Source organism: Alteromonas sp. McT4-15, from assembly GCF_020515205.1.
Taxonomy (GTDB): domain Bacteria; phylum Pseudomonadota; class Gammaproteobacteria; order Enterobacterales; family Alteromonadaceae; genus Alteromonas.
Window position 1 is genome coordinate 1 of sequence record NZ_JAJALG010000036.1, and the last position, 18,214, is coordinate 18,214.

Genomic DNA, 18,214 nt, shown 5'->3' on the forward strand with positions numbered 1-18,214 from the left:
TAAAAGCATTGCTATAAATGATGGCTATGTTGTACTTTCTAAGCGTAGTTTAAGGCTATATGAATCAAGAGTACTAAACTAGTTGATTACGGCTTTAATATTTAAAGGCCCTACGCACTTTTTTGTGTTGATCTGCGTCAAAGTAAGAATAACGGAATACCGCTACTATTTCCTTACTCACTGATGGAGTTTATTTGTGTCAGGCATTTATAAATGGTTTAAATTAGTACTAATAGCTGCGCTGCTTTCACAGCATGGCTTTGCTATGACGAACCCAATTATATGTGATGGTCACGACACATCAGAATCTCATATATCCTCAAATGATTCCTTATCAAACGTAGAACATACTAATTTAAATAATCACACACTTCATTCAGAAAAAGAACCAAGATGCACAGCACTGCGAAGGAAATGATCAATCGATATGCGCGTGCTGCATAGGTGCTTACTGTGCAACTTCTTTAACCCAATTTTTTGCTCCTGTGCAATCCGTTTTTTCGAAAAATAGCATTTTGGCTTTTTATAAACATACACAATGGCACTGATATTTGTGGCGTCACCGTCCGAGCGTGTGGGAAAATTTCAAACGATGCGAATGAAATAGTCCTAAGTGTGATTGGCCACAATGAGTCAATGATGACGACTATTATAGCAGCTGAAACAACACGACAGATGTGCGTTTTCCATCTGGCTCCAGGTGTTTTTCACAGTGAGCAGGTTATCATTCTTTATCCAATAATTGAGGAACTGAAAAATGAGTTTCCCAATTTGGTAGTGAGGCTCTAGGCTTGGTTTTTTCCGAAGGTATTAATCAACTTATTCCGAACTGTTAGATCAATTGTTGATACACACAAGTAAAGCCTATACCAGCAACTGTATTAAGATTAATGATGAAATGTCCAGTTTTATGAAGCAGGTGTTGGAAAGTGCAAACATGACAAATGAGGGGAAGTGGCCGATACATCAGCTTCAGAAAGTGACCACCTGTTTAGAGTCCAGGACGAAGTTTGATTGATTATTTGTGGAATGAAACAACAAATACGGTTAAGTTGTCATCTGAGCTAACCGTTAGTTTAGCTCCGTTCATGTGAAGCAATGAACGAGCGATAGTCAATCCTAAACCAACGCCTTGACCATGATTTTTTCGTGAAGGGTCTGCTCTAAAAAAGCGATCAAAAAGTCTCTGAAGATGGTCATCAGAGATTTTCGGGCCTGGATTTGAAACGGTAATTTTTGTATGTTCATCGTTGGTAGATACTGCTACCTTAACAATCGCGTTTTCGAAGGAATATCGAATTGCGTTTGATAATAGATTACTCATAGCTTGTCGAAACATGGACCTATCGCAATCAATTGTGGCATCGGCCCCTCGGATGCGAATTTGAATTTGTCTTTCTTCTGCCAGTAGTTCAAAATACTCAACTAATTCTTGAAGCTCTGCCCGGCAATTTAGTCGCTCTAACTGTGGCTTGACGAGTCCATGTTCCGTTTTGGCTAGAAGTAACATGTCACTGACCATCTTGGTCATACGTTCGTATTCTTCCAAATTAGAATATAAAATTTCAACATATTCACTTTCAGTGCGCGGTTGATTCAGAATAACCTGCGTTTGAGTTGTCAGGTTTGTGACCGGTGTTCTCAATTCATGCGCAATGTCCGCAGAAAAATATGAAAGTTGCTCAAAGCCAGCTTCGAGTCGTTCAATCATAGCATTAAACGACCCCACTAATCCTGCGAGCTCGACCGGTACCTCTAAAGGATTTAGTCGGATATCGAGCTTGTCAGCAGTAATAGAACCTATTTTTCTACTCAGTTTTCGTAGCGGCGAGTGGCCTCGATACACAGCAAAACGTGCCACTATTATCGTGATCAAACCAGACACGAAAATAATGCCCCATAACGTCTTTTCAAAGTCTTCCATGTAATTCATATGAAATTCCATGTTGGAGGCTACCACAACACGGTATGTAGACTTATTCTGACCAGTGCTGACGGTCACGAGAGCTTCAGTTGCTCGCAACATATGGGATCCATCAAAAAAAAGTGTCAACATATCAGGCGTTATGAGATCGTTGTCAAACAATTGACCGGGGTATTTGTGCAAGTCAACGCCTTTACTCGAAAATACGGATTCTCCATCTTCATTTTGCACAAGGTAATAGACTCCATGATGACCAGACACTGCTTCAACGAGGATACTCGAAGGTGCCACCTTTTCAGTGTATGCTTCGCTAAGCTTTCGTTTTACAGCATGGAATACCTCATTTAATTCATCAGCATCCTGTTCAGCAAAATGCGTTGCAATTGATTGTTGAACGATTAAGCTGATTATTGTAAGGCACAAAAATACGGTAATGCCAACAAGTATAGTGACTCTAAACGCAAGAGAGTTTGGCCGTTTTAGTTTATTCGTTACTATCATCTACACTCATTTTATAGCCCATCCCCCTGACAGTTTGAATTAGCTTTACAGGAAAGTCATCATCAATTTTTGCACGCAATCTTCGGATAGCGACATCAATGACATTCGTGTCACTGTCAAAATTCATGTCCCATACCTGAGAGGCGATCAAAGAACGGGGCAATACTTCACCTTGACGTCTGACCATTAGTTCAAGCAATGTAAACTCTTTAGTCGTCAGATTGATTACTTTGCCACCGCGCTTCGCAACGCGAGAAGGGATATCAAGCTCCAAATCTGCAATGTGTAACGTGTTGTTAGGGACAGAAGTCCCTCTCCTGATCAAGGTGCGCACTCTTGCGAGGAGTTCCGCGAAAGCAAACGGTTTAACCAAATAATCGTCTGCGCCTAACTCAAGTCCTTTGACTCTGTCATTAACGTGATCGCGAGCGGTTAAAAAAAGAACGGGTGTAAATTTACCAGACTCTCTCAATGAAGACAGGATTTTCCAACCTTCTATGTCGGGCAGCATTACATCGAGTACGATTAATTCATAATCACCAATCATCGATTTGTGGTGACCATCCAGGCCAGTCCTTACTAATTCTACAACAAAGCCGGATTCAATTAGCCCTTGTTTGATGTAATCGCCCGTTTTTACTTCGTCTTCGACTACAAGTATTTTCATGGTGTGTGATTAACCTGCTGCATAGCTTTAATTCAATGGAGTAAGCCTGTTGAATACACCGCAATCGTAAAATGCTGTTAGTATACTAATAATAAAACGTATGCCAGCAACCAACAGAGTATTCAATATACTAATGAGCGCGCCACATCGTAGCTCGAAGTCGCAAATATTCAACTAAAAATACACTTTCGCTATCAATATCGCTCATGATTACAAAATTGTAATGTCAAGGTAATCTGTCTGTCAGGGCCATTTGATATTCTCATTGCCGTAGCTAATCCGTGAAAACGCGTTTCATTAAAGGAGTCAGGTTTAAGTGAAACTTTCATTCGTCAAATACCTCTTTGTTATCGCTTTGTTGAGCGTGCAAGTAAGCGGGTCTTTCGCGAGTGTAGCTACGCCATGTGCAAGCGATATGGTGCATGAAATAGATAACAGAATCGGTCATCACATGGACCACTCATCACACGACGCATCAGAGAGTTGTTGCAATCAAAATTGCTGTTGTCCCATGGCAGTCTTTCAGCTCGGCATGTTGGCTGGGGAGAGTTTCGAAACACCAAAACTGTTGAACACCCCAGCCCTAAGCAAACAAACAAGGCTGCATAAAGTCTTTATCGCTATACATTTACGCCCCCCAAAATACTCTCTCGTGTAATTAGATTAGTCGATGTAAAGACTAACAGTTACTGCACGTGACGTTTCCATCGTAAAGCGTGCAAAATCCAATATATGTGAGAGTTGTTTATGAACAAAAATATACCGTTTGGGGCTTTGTTTTCTTTAGTCCTCTTTTTAACGGCGTGCAGTGATGTACTGCAGGCAAAGAATGATGCAAAGTCTGCAACACAGGCACCGAAATTCACATTACATGTCTACAAGAGTAGAACATGTAAATGTTGTCAAAAATGGGTGCGACATGTTGAAGAACATGGCTTTGAGACAGATGTGACAAATGTCACGCTAATGTCCGGAGTCAAAGATAAATATGGCGTCGAACCCCAGTATCGCTCCTGCCATACTGCTCTTTCTCAGGACGGGTTTGTATTTGAGGGGCACATACCCGCAAAATACATCCAACAATTTTTAGAAAACCCTCCTGAAGGGGTTTTAGGGTTGAGCGTTCCAGCCATGCCAATTGGATCGCCGGGCATGGAAGTTGACGAACGATTCCAACCTTACCTTGTATTGCAACTCAATGTAGATGGTTCAGTTACGACCTTTGCTGAAGTCAACACCTATGAGGAGCAATTCTAATGAACCGGTTTTGTCTTTTTGTTTCTATTTGGGGAGCGTTCTCGTTCTCGATGGTCTCTCCCGCTATCGCGAATGAAAAATTAACGCTCAAACGTGCAGTAGAAATAGCGGTAGAAAATGATCCATGGCTCGTTAGCAGTGCACATCGTGAACGTGCCACATTGTCCAGTAGTGTCGTCGCCTCGAGCCTACCAGACCCCGTTGTCAACATCGGTTTAGCAAATGTACCCACTGATGGTTTTGCGTTTGATCAAGAGCCCATGACTCAGCTAAAAGTAGGTGTGTCACAGATGTTTCCTCGTGGTGATTCGTTAGCCATAAGGTCTCGTCAATTGCGGGAGCAAGCAGCAGAGCATCCCCTGATGAGAGCCGACCGAGTGGCCAAAGCACGCGTTCAAGTATCAAACTTATGGTTAGAAATATATCGGGCGCAGCAAAGTGTAAAGCTAATTGATGAAGATAAAGCGTTATTTGAACAGCTCAGCGATATCGCAAAGGCAAATTATTCAACTGCCTTTGGACGCGTAAATCAGCAAGATATCGTTCGTGCAAAGTTGGAATTAACAAGGTTGGAAGACCGACTTACTAAACTACGAGCATTAGAAGAAAGAGCCACAGGGAAGCTTCTAGAGTGGCTAGTTAGAGATCAAAATTATCCAAGTCAATCGGGATTTGATGCCTTTTCTCGATTAACGTTGCCGCATGCCCTACCTGAGATCAAAAACATGGGGCAGAATATGAGAACAATACTTGAGCGCAGAGATCAACAATCGCTTGCAATGGTTCTCAATCAACACCCTTTGATCCTCTCGATAGAGCAAAGAATTCGCGCCAGCCAAACCGGTATTGACCTTGCCAAAGAAAAATACAAGCCACAATGGGGGGTTAACGCTAGTTACGCCTACAGAGACGACACGCCCGACGGTACAAGTCGAGCAGATTTTTTATCGATGGGTGTAAGTTTCGATGTACCTCTTTTTACAGAAAACCGCCAAGACCAAGAGGTTTCGGCTGCCGTAAGCCTATCTGAAGCCATTAAAACCGACAAGCGCTTAGTCCTCAGAGAAATGATGTCATACATCCAGTCTTTATATGCGGAAAATGAGCGATTAATGGAGCGACAAGCGCTGTACGAACTCGAATTGTTAGAGCAAATGCAAGAGCAAGCTGAGGCATCGCTCAATGCTTATACCAACGACGAAGGAGACTTTGCTGAGGTAGTGCGTGCTCGTATTGCGGATCTTAATGCCAGAATTGACGCACTGGATATCAGTGTGGATTTGGTCAAAACAAAAATTCAACTCAACTATTACTTTGATACCAACGCAGGTATTCCTTTGTCTCAAATCGGAGAACAACAATGAGCACAATTAAAGCACTCGTCATAGGCGGGGTAGCAGGCGGTATTATGACTGCGTTGGCATTCACGTTTCTGATACCATCTTCATCATCCACCGCGAATAATGAGCAAAACGAAGAGAAGCAACCGTTGTATTGGGTTGCGCCGATGGACCCAAATTACCGCAGAGACGAACCAGGAAAGTCTCCGATGGGCATGGATCTCATTCCTGTCTACGAAGAAAGTTCAAGTGGTGATGCGGGCCCAGGAACAATTACTATAGCGCCAAATGTGGAGAACAATCTTGGTGTTCGAACTGCGAAAGTGCAGCGCCGCGCGCTGCATGTCCCTATTAGAACTGTCGGGTACGTTCAATACAACGAAGAAACATTAATCCATGTGCATCCTCGCGTTGAAGGCTGGATAGAAACACTGCATGTAAAAGCATCTGGAGAATATGTTAAAAAAGGGGAACCACTTTACTCTCTATACTCGCCTGAGTTAGTGAATGCACAAGAAGAATTGCTGCTTGCTATGCGCAGAAACAACAAAGATCTGATCGTAGCTGCTCGTTCTCGCTTAAATGCATTGCAAGTGCCTGAAGACGTCGTGGAGACGTTAACAAAAACAAAAAATGTTCAGCAAACCGTTACCTTTTCCGCGCCCCAAACCGGATTCGTAGATAATTTAAACATTCGAGAAGGTTTCTTTATAAAACCTGGCGTTACAGTCATGTCGATTGGTGCATTGGATGAGGTTTGGGTTGATGCAGAGGTATTTGAGCGACAAACCGCCCAAATAGTGGAAGGGTTGCCTGTTACTATGACATTAGATTTCCTCCCCGGAAAGACGTGGCAAGGCGTTGTAGACTACGTCTACCCAACCCTTGAACAGAGTACCCGCACACTGCGTGTGCGTCTTCGCTTTGCTAATCAAGATTATACGTTAAAGCCGAACATGTTCGCTCAAGTGACTATCCACTCTGATATGGATTCGACCAACTTGATCGTGCCAACCGAAGCGGTTATTCGAACAGGCAATCAAAATCGCGTTGTATTGGCATTGGGAGATGGAAAATTTAAATCAGTTGCAATCAAAATTGGGCGAGTGGTTGACGAGTTTACAGAAGTACTTGAAGGACTGATCGATGGTGACAGCATTGTCACCTCCGCTCAATTTATGCTTGATTCAGAGAGCAGTATTAGCTCTGACTTTAAGCGAATGGAACCCCCTGAAGAAAGTCCAACATCGGTCTTCACAGAGGTGATGATCACAGACGTGATGCCTTCTCACAACATGATAACTGCAAAACATGGTCCAATTCCAGAATGGGATTGGCCGTCGATGACCATGGATTTTGTGGTAGCGGAGCATATCAATTTAGCAACGGTCAAAGGTGGTTCATCGGCACATATCGAGATCAGTAAGCAAACTGATGGTCAATATGTGGTGACAACCGTGCACATTATCGATTCAGCACAAAGTACACAGGCGACGATGTCTGAAAGCGTTTGGGCTGAAGTCAAGATTAATTCTGTAATGGATGGGCATCGAATGATAAATGTCGATCATCCCGCGATAAAAGAGTGGGATTGGCCCGCGATGACGATGGATTTTAATGTGGCAGATAACATAACCTTGTCTGATTTGGCCTCTGGAACGCTTGCGCATATTGAAATTTCAAAATCCTCAAGTGGCGAATATCTTGTTTCTACCATTCATGTTGTTGAAGAGGCAAGTAGTGAAACAAGTACCGCTGTCGACGCTGTGTGGACTCAAGCAACGGTCAATGCAGTGATGAGTGCTAACAACCAGTTAAGCCTTGAACATGACCCTATTGAGGCGTGGGATTGGCCTGCAATGACAATGGATTTCAACGTCGCTAATGAGATTGATTTATCTGACATTACCGCTGGTATGCGACTGCACATCGAAATTACCAAAACCCAAGACGGTGCGTACGTTATTACCACATTACATATACAAGCATCTGATAAAGGAACGATGGATCACAGCCAACATGAAGGAGCGCACGAATGATAGAAGCAATCATACGTTGGTCGGTCTCAAACCGCTTCTTTGTTTTACTCGCAACCATCATCATAGTCGGTGGCGGTTTAGTTACAATGAAAAATACGCCAGTAGACGCGATCCCAGATTTATCCGATGTCCAAGTGATAATCAAAACGAGTTATCCTGGTCAAGCGCCACAAGTTGTAGAAGATCAGGTAACGTACCCGCTAACGACCGCCATGCTTTCCGTACCGGGTGCACAAACGGTTCGAGGTTATTCGTTTTTCGGTGACTCCTACGTTTATATCATTTTTGATGATGATACCGACTTATATTGGGCAAGAAGCAGGGTGCTTGAATATTTATCGCAAGTTGCCCCCAATCTACCTGAAAACGCCAGGCCGCAATTAGGTCCAGATGCCACAGGCGTTGGTTGGGTTTATCTGTATGCATTGGTCGACAGAACCGGCCAACACGATATTTCTCAATTACGCAGTTTGCAAGACTGGTTCTTGAAATTTGAGCTCCAAACTGTGCCTGGCGTGTCCGAAGTCTCGGCGCTAGGGGGTATGGTGAAACAGTATCAAGTGAAAGTAGATCCTGAAAAACTCCGCGCTTACGGTATACCGCTTTCTCATATTCAGATGGCAATAAAGCGAGGAAATCAAGAAGTTGGGGCCTCTGTAGTGGAGCTTGCAGAAGCTGAGTACATGGTTCGTGCCACGGGGTATATTTCTGATAAGAAGGATATCGAAACCATTCCTCTTGGCGTCAATGACAATGGCACACCGCTTTTAATAAGGGATATTGCCACTGTAGATATCGGTCCACAAATGCGCCGCGGTATAGCAGAGCTAAACGGCGAAGGGGAAACAGTCGGCGGTATTGTCGTGATGCGTTTTGGCGAGAATGCTCAAAAAACGATAGATGGCGTCAAAGCAAAACTAGAGGACTTAAAAAAAGGACTACCTGATGGCGTTGAGGTGGTCACTGTTTATGACCGTTCCGCATTAATTGAAAGGGCCGTTGATAACCTAGCTTCAAAACTATTAGAAGAGTTTATCGTAGTCGCTTTGGTATGTGTCGCCTTTCTTTTTCATGTTCGGTCGTCACTCGTCGCTATCATCAGTATTCCTGTTGGGATCATTACCGCGCTAATCGTTATGTATATGCAAGGTATCAATGCCAATATCATGTCGTTGGGCGGCATTGCTATTGCCATTGGCGCCATGAGTGATGGTGCGATCGTTATGATTGAAAATATGCACAAACACATGGAAAAGACGCCTCTTACCAAGGAAAATCGCTGGCAGGTTGTTATCGATTCTGCGGTCGAAGTTGGACCTGCGTTATTTTTCAGTTTGTTGATCATTACGGTTAGTTTTGTACCTGTTTTTACGCTTGAGGCCCAGGAAGGGAGGATGTTTTCCCCTCTTGCTTATACGAAAACATATGCAATGGCTGCATCAGCGGCACTTGCGATTACACTGGTCCCAGTCTTAATGGGGTATTTTGTACGTGGAAAGGTGTTGCCTGAACACAAAAACCCAGTCAACAAGTTTTTAACGTTTTTATACATACCGACGCTCAAGACAGTTTTGCGCTTTCCAAAGTCAACGATGGTCGCAGCATTGATTGTCTTGGCTATCGGGGTTTGGCCAATTGATAAAATTGGTAGTGAATTTATTCCCCCGCTTGACGAAGGCGATTTGATGTATATGCCAACCACCTATGCCGGCATATCAATCGGGAAGGCACGAGAGCTTCTTCAACAGACCAACAAATTAATAAAAACCGTACCAGAAGTAGAAACGGTATTTGGCAAAGTAGGGCGGGCGGATACGGCGACGGACCCCGCGCCACTGACCATGATTGAGACATTCATTCAATTGAAACCCAAAGAACAATGGCGAGAAGGGATGACCACGCAGGACCTTATTAAAGAGTTTGATGCAGTGGTCAATTTACCGGGCTTAACCAACGCATGGGTGATGCCAATAAAAACCCGAATTGACATGCTTGCCACAGGAATTAAAACCCCTGTTGGGATTAAAATTGGTGGTCCCGATCTAATGGAAATTCAAAAAATCGGCCAACAAATTGAGTCAATATTAACTGACGTCGATGGCACGGCTTCAGTGTATTCTGAACGCGTCGCTGGCGGTCGCTACTTGAAAGTCGACATTGATCGCGAAAAAGCCGCCCGATATGGGCTCAATATCGCTGATGTTCAGCAAATTGTCTCTAGTGCAATTGGCGGTGTTAACGTAACACAGAGTGTAGAAGGGCTGGAGCGCTATCCAGTAAATATTCGTTATCCGCAGTCATACCGAAGCTCTCCAGAGTCGCTTTCTTTGTTACCTGTAGTGACACCACAAGGAAAACGTATAGCCTTAGCTGATGTTGCTGACGTCTACATCGAAGACGGACCACCGGGTATCAAGAGTGAAAACGCGCGGCTCAATGGATGGGTGTATGTTGACATCGATGGTGTAGACATAGGCACGTATGTGGCTACCGCGCAGCAAGTTGTTGCTGAACAACTCGTTTTACCCGCCGGCTATTCAATTAATTGGTCTGGCCAATACGAGTATATGTTAAGGGCAAAGGAGAAGCTCACTTACGTTGTGCCTTTGACGCTCGCTATAATCGTTATTATATTGTACCTCAACTTCCGAAACTTCATTGAAGTGGCGATTATTATGGGGACGTTGCCATTGTCGATGGTTGGCAGCATATGGCTTATGTACATCGAAGGCTTTAATTTCTCCGTGGCCGTAGGCGTAGGTTTCATTGCCTTGGCCGGTGTCGCTGTAGAAATAGGAGTCATTATGCTTGTATATCTCAATCATGAATATCAGGCACTGATGGATAGATGCAAAGAAGGGGGTACCTTACCGAGCGCCGAGATGTTGACCGAGGCAGTACTGCACGGTGCAGGATTGCGTGTTCGTCCCGTCATGATGACAACGGCCACTATCATCTTTGGATTGCTGCCGGTTTTATATGGCTCTGGTACGGGGTCCGAAGTCATGAGTCGGATTGCCGCGCCGATGGTGGGAGGAATGGTTAGTGCGATTATTCTGACACTACTCATACTGCCTGCCATTTATTTAATATGGCGCAAACAACAGCTTAAATACTTGGCTGTCGTTGCGTAATGAAAGGACCTGTTCGCCGTTCACATCGTTGGCTTATGCTGCTAGTCGGCGGGCAGGTGTTGTTTTGGTCGTTAAGCGGCCTTTACATGGTCTGGTTTGATATCTACTACATTCAGGGTGAACATTTTTTTACCTGGGCCCAGCGCGATGATGAAAGACGTCACAGGCTTGCTGATCGACAATACCATTGACCCAAATGCCATCAATATTGAAGCATTTGTGTCATCTATAACCCATCAAGTCTAAGGAGACTTCAAATGAAACTAATCTTTTCAATGCTCATGGTAGCCTTAAGTTTTTCTACTTTTGCTCACACAACACTTAAGACATCTACACCTAAGGATAATGCGATGTTGATGTCATCTCCACCTGAACTATCATTGGTTTTTACCAAGCCTGTAAGGTTGGCTAGAGTAACGTTGCAATCAAAAAGTGGGGAAACCATTCCGTTTGAGTTTAAGCCAAGTACGGAACTCGCTAGTGCCTTTAGTTACGAATTACCCGGATTACCAGTAGATACATACACTGTCAATTGGATGTTGCTAGGTCAGGACGGTCACAAAATGGAAGGGGCTTTTAGTTTTATGGTGCATGCTTCAATGATGAAACATAACGATAAAAAGCACGACAGCACGCACGGCAACCATTAGAGGACGCTATGGACATTTGGCAGTTGGGGTTGTTGATTTCAAAGTTTGGTGTTTATCTCGGCGTATCAGCGCTGCTTGGTGGTGGTTGGATTTTGTGCATTACCAATACTGATACTGACACCAAATTTACTCTACCCGCAAGCTTACAAACAACGGTAACAAGGCACATGCGTTTGTTTGCGGTCATTGGCATCATTTTTAGTGCTTTTGACTTTTTGTTTCAGGTTGGGCAGCTCGCTCAATCTGGATACGCTGGTATGTTTGACCCCGTTATGCGAGAGATGGTCGCGCATTCAACGCTCGGAGATGTTGCAAAAAGTCGACTAGTGCTGTTCGCAAGTGCGCTACTATATTTAACCTACTTAGGTCATTCAATTAGAAAAAATGCTTTTATTTCAAATCGCTCTCTTGGAATTTTCATTGTTATTGCGTTGGCAGGATTTGGGTATACATTTACATTAACTGGGCATACTCAACAGTTACAACCTAGTTTCAAGTTTATCCTGGCTGCTCATGCCGTTATTGCGCTCGCGTGGGTGGGTTCACTCTGGCCTCTTTCAAGGACGTGCGTAGCGCTTTCTAACCCCAATTTGCACCTCGTCATGACAAAATTTGGGAAATCGGCTGTATACCCCATTGGGGGGTTAATTATTGCTGGTTTACTACTGGCTTGGCAACTTGTGCGTTCTGTTAGCAGTTTGCTTGACACAAACTACGGCTTTGTATTGCTTGTTAAGCTGTTGTTTGTTGGTGCCATCTTTCTGATCGCGTTGTTACACAAACTGCGATTGGCTCCTCAGCTTTTAACCGGCATAACCAGTCCTCGAACGCTTCAAAAATCAATCCAAATCGAACTTTGTATAGGGATATCTATTTTAATGGTGACGGTGGTGTTAAGTACCGCCGTAGGCCCCAATTATTGAAGAAACACAAAATGAAAAAAATCTACTTGTTGTCAATCATACTCGTTCCTTTGCTATTAACTAACAGTGTTAATGCTCATGATAAATCGCATAACGACACCAGCAATAGTCCTATGTTCTCAGGGCTAGACTCCGACGCAGGAATAATAGCAAAACAATTCCACAAAGCACTCTCCGACGCTAATGCAGAGACAGTCATGAGCTTACTTGCCGATAATGTCCTTATTTTGGAAGGTGGCAGAATTGAGCGCAGTGCCGACGAATATCGTGCACATCATTTGCAAGCAGACATGCAATTTTCATCTGCCGTAACCACGAAGACGATTGAGCATCATGTTCGTGTGCATGGTAATACAGCTGTCTCCATTTCAAGAAGTCACACTTCTGGAAACTATAAAGGTCGAGATATTGATAGGACAGGCAATGAAACGCTCTTTTTAACGCTGATCAATGGACAGTGGAAAATCAGTCATATTCATTGGTCTCACTAACTCCCCACCAAACTAAAATAAAAAGGTCAAAACGATGAAACTTTTCTATGCAAGCTGCGTTGTTATTTTTTTAGCCACATCACCATACATTTATGCGTCTGAGCAAACGAACGACGAAACCGAGATACTAGAAATGATCCAAGATATTGAAAAGGGGTGGGAGTCTGGTAACGGTATGCCGTTCTATCAACATTATCTTGGCCAGGTAGGTGCGCGTTACATTGAGTCAGGCGGTCAGAATAAAGGGTTAGAGGATTTGGTCAAAAATCATGTAGAGCCGGAAAAAGAGGTATTGAAACGATTGACCATTGATATTCTAGATATCGAAACAAACGTTGAAGGAGACTTCGCTTGGGCAATTACGACAGTAAATGTTTCAGGAGAAGTGCGCAAAACCGGCGCAGTTTTTGATAAAAAAGGATTTCAAACCTATTTGTTTCGCCGAACTGATGAAGGATGGAAGGTCATTCATTCGCATTCATCCACCCGTGATAACAAGCCACATAAGCACCATTAACAACGTTGAATTCCGTGCAAAATCGCAATATCACATTGGATGCAATACGAACGTTAGCCATTGTATTGATGGTTGTATTCCATTTTGCTTACGATCTTCGTTTTTTTGGTTGGGTTGATTGGAATGTCCCCAATGGAAAAGGGTGGAGGGAGTTTCGGTATGTAATATTGACGCTCTTCTTTGTGAGTGTAGGCGCGTCGCTCGTGCTCGGGAATTTTCGAAAATTTAATCTAAAAATGTTTTTACTGCGGCTGTTTTCCATAGCGTTCTGGGCCGCGGTAATATCGCTTTTTACGTATTATTTTTTTAATGCAAACTGGATATTCTTTGGCGTATTGCATTTTATTGTAGTAGCAAGTGTTTTGTGTGTTCCGTTGATTCGAAAACCCATATTGTCGCTGTTGTTGGGTTTTGTTGCGGTCACGTTGTTTAACAGTGGCCTCGTATCCAGTAAATGGCCATTTAATCTGATCAGTTTGTCACTACCTCATTCTCCAAACGATTACGTTGCGATTTTTCCATGGATAGGTGTGGTATTGTTTGGTATTGCGATAGGGCACGTTTTGAAAAGCGGATTTGATCCTGTTGCAAAATGGAATATTCCGAATAAGTTGACTCTTCTCGGACGGCATAGTTTAGTGGTTTACATATTGCATCAACCTATCTTTTTTGCGCTGTTTGGTACTATCTATTGGTTGAGCTCATCGGTGTAACTATACACCTTCTTTTACTTTGCCATTAATCACCTTCAGTAACTAATATCCGCTATGCTGCTGCAGACATAAGATTACGATGAGATGTGCACATTTTTTTTTGGGGGGGGGGGGGAGAGTCAAGGCAGCAGAGCAATGCTTAATACACGCATATGCGCTTGCGCGCAAATGCATGTGTCGATATAATCTTGTTATCAACGCTAATGTGTTTACAGCAACGCAAGACTAATTCGGAGAAGATTGTGCTTTTAGTGCCAACAAACCCAGACTACCGTTAATACTCGAACAGTTTTGGCCGTTCTTCTTTGAAGTTGGTGTATTTTGACCACAAAGAGCTACATTCATTTGAATCTATTACGTCAGTTATTTGTCTTACAGTAGCCATATCGTTTTCTACTAGCAATGCAGACACTTGTGATAACATTTCGTCTTTAGCGGGTTTTTCTTCAGATATTTCGTGAAGTTTCAAACATCCCCTGATAAAAACCAAGCTGTCTACCATGCAGATTACGCGAAAAATGAAACGCGGTAACCGCTCTGGTGTTTTGTATTCGCTTCGTTCTTCGTTTAACCAAAAGAGTACATTCTGCTCAAAAGCAACAAGGTTTTCATTGATCCGTTGTGTTGCATCGACATTCAATATACCAAACCGCGACATTTCAGCCTCATAAAACGCAAGATCTAGTAATGCTTCGTAATACAGCATTTTAGCATCTTCTAGCTTGTTTTTGACTTTTTCAAACCGTGAAATTGCGTGCTCTTGAATTGAAATCACTTCTCTTAATATGCTTGGATCACACCGAACCGTTGCTGTTTCATCAATTGAAATAAGCGTTAAGTCGTTAAAAAACCGATCGTAACCATCTTCCACTAAGAACCGGCGAAGATATATGGAGACCGCTAGATTTTTAAATATCAGCCCATTTTGTGTTTCTGTTTCTCCCATTAGATTTTCAAATGCTGTTTCTGCATGTTGAACCTTGTCTAAATTTAATTGCTCAAGACGCCTTACTTCTTCCTTATGATCTTGAGTGAGGCGAACAATATCGTTTTCGTGCCTCTCAGTCAGTGAATTAATTTGCCGCTGCGTGTTCATTTGTAGTTCGATCAGTTCACGATCCGTTGCTTCTCTCAAGGCAACTAAGTCGCTCTCAGCTTCATCTTTAACTGCCTTCGTTCGCGAACTTTGAACATGGTTCATCCAAGCAATTGCCGCTGAAATCATGGCGACCAACAGCGAAATAAGTGCCAGCGCCATTGTTGCAAGGTTTCGACTGGTTTCATTTGTGAAATCTCTAGACGCGAGTAGTGTTTCAGATTTAGTTGATTTGTGCAGTTGATTTAAATGAGGTTGCAATTGCATTCGAATGTCTTGCATGTTGAGAACCTGCAACGACTGCTTTACCTGCTCTAACTCTTGAGCACTCAACTCACGTAACTCTGCGTCAGAAGCCTCTGAAATTTTCTAATACGCGTCATCAATTTGTACTTTAAGACCAGTTAATCCTCTGTAAAAATCGCCATGCTCACGATCATTTGGATGTGCGAGCGATGATGACATCACAAGAAACAAACATATCCATCTTTTCATAAATTATTTCCTTGTTACAAGTAACCACAATGCCAATTCAATATGGGTAGAACATACGTTCACAATATCGAAATCGTCACAGCAATGACTAAAAAACTTTTAGTCAGGGCGCAGAAGAGAGCTCATAAACAGACCAGTAGGATCGTATTGTTGTTTTAATAATTTCAAACGAGCTGTGTGTTGGCCGTAGTAAAGAGCAAGTGGCGACCCATTCCCCATGTCATAATTTTGGTAAGAATGACCATTAAAAAACGGTAATAGCAAATCGAAAGATTTATTCACCCAATCGATAACTTCAGTATCGTCACATTCAGCTTGAGTGATCCCTGTGATACTACAGACGAAAGAAGCGTTGCGGTGAATAAATGCCGAATCGTCAGCGTTTACATCCTGAATAGCGCCACAAAGCGGGTCTAGCATAAATCCACCTGAATTTACCGGACAAGCTCGGTAACACGATAAAAGTGTTTCAATGAATTCGTCTGATAGCTCGCCTTCAATTATGCCATTTCGCCAATACAAACTCAGATCACTATCGTAGTCATTGGATTGGCATTCAACGTATTGCGACCGCCTACTTAACAATGTGGCACCGTCTTGCCATTTGGCTACAGAATCCAAACCGTGCACCCAGTCCTCACTAAACCCCATTATCGAAATTCGTGCTTTATCGTGCATCGATCGCGAGAGATATGCATATAGAAAAACCGATCTGTTATCACTGAGCACTGTTTTGCTATATTGCCTAAGAATAGATCGTGCGTGACATAATGGCCACTCGAGTATTCGGCCATCAATATTTTGGGGGGCATCATTTAATTTAAACGTGACATCGGTCACAACGCCAAATTGACCATGGCCACACCCTTTTAATGCCCAAAACAAATCCGGATGTTGGGATTCGGTCACTTGTCTTACTTTACCGTCAGCAGTTATCAATCCAAACGCGAGCACATTGTCGCAACTCAAACCAAGCTTTCTGGACAAAAAACCGATCCCCCCTCCCAATGTTGCGCCGACAACACCAACATCGGGACAGGTACCCAAAGGAACTACTTTGTTGTGTTGCGCTAGAAAATGGTCCAATTCACTATTTTTGACGCCTGCGCCGACGTTTACTGAGCTCTTATCAACATTCAGTACAGTTGTTTTAAACATCGACATATCAATTACAATTGCATTGTTAAGGACCGACATGCCACTTACACCATGCCCTTGACCCTTAATTGTAATAGATAAGCGCAACTGCTTTGCACATCTGACAATGTGTATAATATCGGTCTTTGTTTTAGGTTGAATAATTACTAACGGAAAACGCGAAACACCTTGATTGAATACTTTCCTGTTTTCTTCATATTCTGCACTACCCGGTGACCAGAATGCGCCGTCAACAAGACTTGCCAGTTCTACCAAACTTGTTTCAGTAGCCCGCGTGATTGAATCTGTTTTTGTCTGTTTTGCAGGTGAAACTTCAACAATACTCTCAAGTAGATTCCAACTTCGACTACCAAAAGTGTTTGGCGTGATATCGCTCAGCAATTGTCGCAGATATTGTGCAACTAATCGGGGAGGTAAAAGCTTGTTTGCTGAATACATACTGCGCATTAACTCCGATGCAGGCAACGCGTGATTTGAAGCTTGCCTTATCGTTTCCTGCATTTTGGTGTCGACGTTTCCAGGAGCCACAGTTGTAAAAACAGCAATATCGTTATCGACTTCAAGTTGAAAACACTGGCACAGCATATTTAATGATGCTTTGCTCACACAATAAGCTGAGGCGCCAGCAACGGGTTGTACTGGCAAATCACTGGTTAAAAACATCACGCGGCTATGACTAAATTTTTTTAAGCATATCTGCGTTAAAAGGCGAGGTACTTCGACATTTATCCATTGGGTTGCCTCCCACTCATCAGGGGCGACGTTGCTAATATCTCCAAATGGCATGACAACACCTGCGCAATGGATCAGGTAGCTAAAGTGAGTATGCTGATTGACAACGTTTTGAAGGCTTTTAATACAATCCCTATTAGTGAAATCGATACACTCGATTCTGACCCTATCCCCATAAGACCTTTTAAGCTGTTGTAAAGTTTCTGGATTTCTACAAAGTGCTACGATCTGGATAAAAGGGTAGGAGAGTAGAAGCTCTTTTGTAAGCGCAAGTCCTATACCAGAGCTAGCGCCTGATATTAGTGCTGTCTGTTGATACAACATCTTAAAAGCCTATTTCGTAGAAGAGTGAAAGCTCACTTATATGTTTGATAGCTTCAGCATAAGTAAAGTCCTTGAATGGATAAATAAAGTTAATGATTTGATTACAGAAATGTAATCAAACCGTAATCGATTCGTTGTGATGCTTTGATCTGAATCAACTACAGTTGAAATGAAATCACTACGATTAAATACATAAACATTTTATTAAGGTGCCTACGACGAACAAGGACAACTAGATATCACAGCCAATGGG

Annotated in this window: 14 protein-coding genes; 9 read left to right on the top strand and 5 right to left on the bottom strand. The window is 43.0% G+C overall.

Annotation, left to right across the window (positions count from 1 at the left end; all coding sequences use genetic code 11):
• Window positions 1-1,018: 1,018 nt before the first annotated feature.
• Complete coding sequence (locus tag LHL20_RS17720; RefSeq protein ID WP_015066001.1) at window positions 1,019-2,425, bottom strand: heavy metal sensor histidine kinase; 1,407 nt, start codon at window positions 2,423-2,425, stop codon at window positions 1,019-1,021.
• Window positions 2,409-3,092 carry a heavy metal response regulator transcription factor gene (locus tag LHL20_RS17725; RefSeq protein WP_012516830.1) on the bottom strand — a complete coding sequence of 228 codons (684 nt, stop codon included), beginning with the start codon at window positions 3,090-3,092 and terminating at the stop codon, window positions 2,409-2,411. The genes LHL20_RS17720 and LHL20_RS17725 overlap by 17 nt, the downstream gene beginning before the upstream one ends.
• Before the next feature lie 747 nt (window positions 3,093-3,839).
• On the opposite strand from LHL20_RS17725, the gene LHL20_RS17730 reads away from it, so the two are divergent.
• The 9 genes from LHL20_RS17730 to LHL20_RS17770 all read left to right on the top strand — a co-directional run bounded on the left by LHL20_RS17730 (window position 3,840) and on the right by LHL20_RS17770 (window position 14,156).
• Window positions 3,840-4,349: a DUF411 domain-containing protein gene (locus LHL20_RS17730; protein ID WP_012516831.1), complete on the top strand. Its 510-nt coding sequence runs from the start codon at window positions 3,840-3,842 to the stop codon at window positions 4,347-4,349.
• Window positions 4,349-5,713, top strand: coding sequence for a TolC family protein (locus LHL20_RS17735; protein ID WP_014996986.1), 1,365 nt, complete (start codon window positions 4,349-4,351; stop codon window positions 5,711-5,713). Before LHL20_RS17730 ends, LHL20_RS17735 begins: the two co-directional genes overlap by 1 nt.
• Entirely contained in the window at window positions 5,710-7,728 is a 2,019-nt protein-coding gene (locus tag LHL20_RS17740) for an efflux RND transporter periplasmic adaptor subunit (protein WP_015066002.1), read from the top strand. The genes LHL20_RS17735 and LHL20_RS17740 overlap by 4 nt, the downstream gene beginning before the upstream one ends.
• Complete coding sequence (locus LHL20_RS17745; protein WP_226434252.1) at window positions 7,725-10,862, top strand: efflux RND transporter permease subunit; 3,138 nt, start codon at window positions 7,725-7,727, stop codon at window positions 10,860-10,862. Before LHL20_RS17740 ends, LHL20_RS17745 begins: the two co-directional genes overlap by 4 nt.
• A gap of 257 nt (window positions 10,863-11,119) precedes the next feature.
• A complete protein-coding gene (locus LHL20_RS17750; protein WP_012516837.1) occupies window positions 11,120-11,512 on the top strand; it encodes a copper resistance CopC family protein in 393 nt (130 codons plus the stop codon).
• 8 nt (window positions 11,513-11,520) lie between these two features.
• Entirely contained in the window at window positions 11,521-12,435 is a 915-nt protein-coding gene (locus LHL20_RS17755) for a copper resistance D family protein (RefSeq protein WP_049587497.1), read from the top strand.
• An 11-nt stretch (window positions 12,436-12,446) separates the two neighbouring features.
• Complete coding sequence (locus LHL20_RS17760; RefSeq protein WP_061487037.1) at window positions 12,447-12,926, top strand: YybH family protein; 480 nt, start codon at window positions 12,447-12,449, stop codon at window positions 12,924-12,926.
• Window positions 12,927-12,960: 34 nt separating this feature from the next.
• Window positions 12,961-13,443 carry a YybH family protein gene (locus LHL20_RS17765; protein WP_069945558.1) on the top strand — a complete coding sequence of 161 codons (483 nt, stop codon included), beginning with the start codon at window positions 12,961-12,963 and terminating at the stop codon, window positions 13,441-13,443.
• Window positions 13,444-13,457: 14 nt separating this feature from the next.
• Entirely contained in the window at window positions 13,458-14,156 is a 699-nt protein-coding gene (locus LHL20_RS17770) for a heparan-alpha-glucosaminide N-acetyltransferase (protein ID WP_020744863.1), read from the top strand.
• Window positions 14,157-14,430: 274 nt separating this feature from the next.
• Here the strand turns inward: LHL20_RS17770 and LHL20_RS17775 are convergent, their stop codons facing one another.
• The 3 genes from LHL20_RS17775 to LHL20_RS17780 form a co-directional block, all read right to left on the bottom strand.
• The gene (locus tag LHL20_RS17775) at window positions 14,431-15,534 is read right to left on the bottom strand and encodes a hypothetical protein (protein ID WP_020744630.1); all 1,104 of its coding nucleotides are present in this window, start codon (window positions 15,532-15,534) and stop codon (window positions 14,431-14,433) included.
• An 87-nt stretch (window positions 15,535-15,621) separates the two neighbouring features.
• Window positions 15,622-15,747, bottom strand: a complete 126-nt coding sequence (locus tag LHL20_RS21110; protein ID WP_264180995.1) for a hypothetical protein — start codon at window positions 15,745-15,747, stop codon at window positions 15,622-15,624.
• Window positions 15,748-15,846: 99 nt separating this feature from the next.
• Window positions 15,847-17,961 carry an SDR family NAD(P)-dependent oxidoreductase gene (locus LHL20_RS17780; RefSeq protein WP_043959776.1) on the bottom strand — a complete coding sequence of 705 codons (2,115 nt, stop codon included), beginning with the start codon at window positions 17,959-17,961 and terminating at the stop codon, window positions 15,847-15,849.
• Window positions 17,962-18,214: the final 253 nt, after the last annotated feature.

What these genes read in the sequence shown, in the direction of transcription:
- LHL20_RS17730 (WP_012516831.1), top strand. Translation starts at nt 3,840, where the DNA reads ATGAACAAAAATATACCGTTTGGGGCTTTGTTTTCTTTAGTCCTCTTT.
- LHL20_RS17725 (WP_012516830.1), bottom strand. Translation starts at nt 3,092, where the DNA reads ATGAAAATACTTGTAGTCGAAGACGAAGTAAAAACGGGCGATTACATC.
- LHL20_RS17765 (WP_069945558.1), top strand. Translation starts at nt 12,961, where the DNA reads ATGAAACTTTTCTATGCAAGCTGCGTTGTTATTTTTTTAGCCACATCA.
- LHL20_RS21110 (WP_264180995.1), bottom strand. Translation starts at nt 15,747, where the DNA reads ATGAAAAGATGGATATGTTTGTTTCTTGTGATGTCATCATCGCTCGCA.
- LHL20_RS17775 (WP_020744630.1), bottom strand. Translation starts at nt 15,534, where the DNA reads ATGCAAGACATTCGAATGCAATTGCAACCTCATTTAAATCAACTGCAC.
- LHL20_RS17745 (WP_226434252.1), top strand. Translation starts at nt 7,725, where the DNA reads ATGATAGAAGCAATCATACGTTGGTCGGTCTCAAACCGCTTCTTTGTT.
- LHL20_RS17780 (WP_043959776.1), bottom strand. Translation starts at nt 17,961, where the DNA reads ATGTTGTATCAACAGACAGCACTAATATCAGGCGCTAGCTCTGGTATA.
- LHL20_RS17720 (WP_015066001.1), bottom strand. Translation starts at nt 2,425, where the DNA reads ATGATAGTAACGAATAAACTAAAACGGCCAAACTCTCTTGCGTTTAGA.
- LHL20_RS17760 (WP_061487037.1), top strand. Translation starts at nt 12,447, where the DNA reads ATGAAAAAAATCTACTTGTTGTCAATCATACTCGTTCCTTTGCTATTA.
- LHL20_RS17750 (WP_012516837.1), top strand. Translation starts at nt 11,120, where the DNA reads ATGAAACTAATCTTTTCAATGCTCATGGTAGCCTTAAGTTTTTCTACT.
- LHL20_RS17735 (WP_014996986.1), top strand. Translation starts at nt 4,349, where the DNA reads ATGAACCGGTTTTGTCTTTTTGTTTCTATTTGGGGAGCGTTCTCGTTC.
- LHL20_RS17755 (WP_049587497.1), top strand. Translation starts at nt 11,521, where the DNA reads ATGGACATTTGGCAGTTGGGGTTGTTGATTTCAAAGTTTGGTGTTTAT.
- LHL20_RS17740 (WP_015066002.1), top strand. Translation starts at nt 5,710, where the DNA reads ATGAGCACAATTAAAGCACTCGTCATAGGCGGGGTAGCAGGCGGTATT.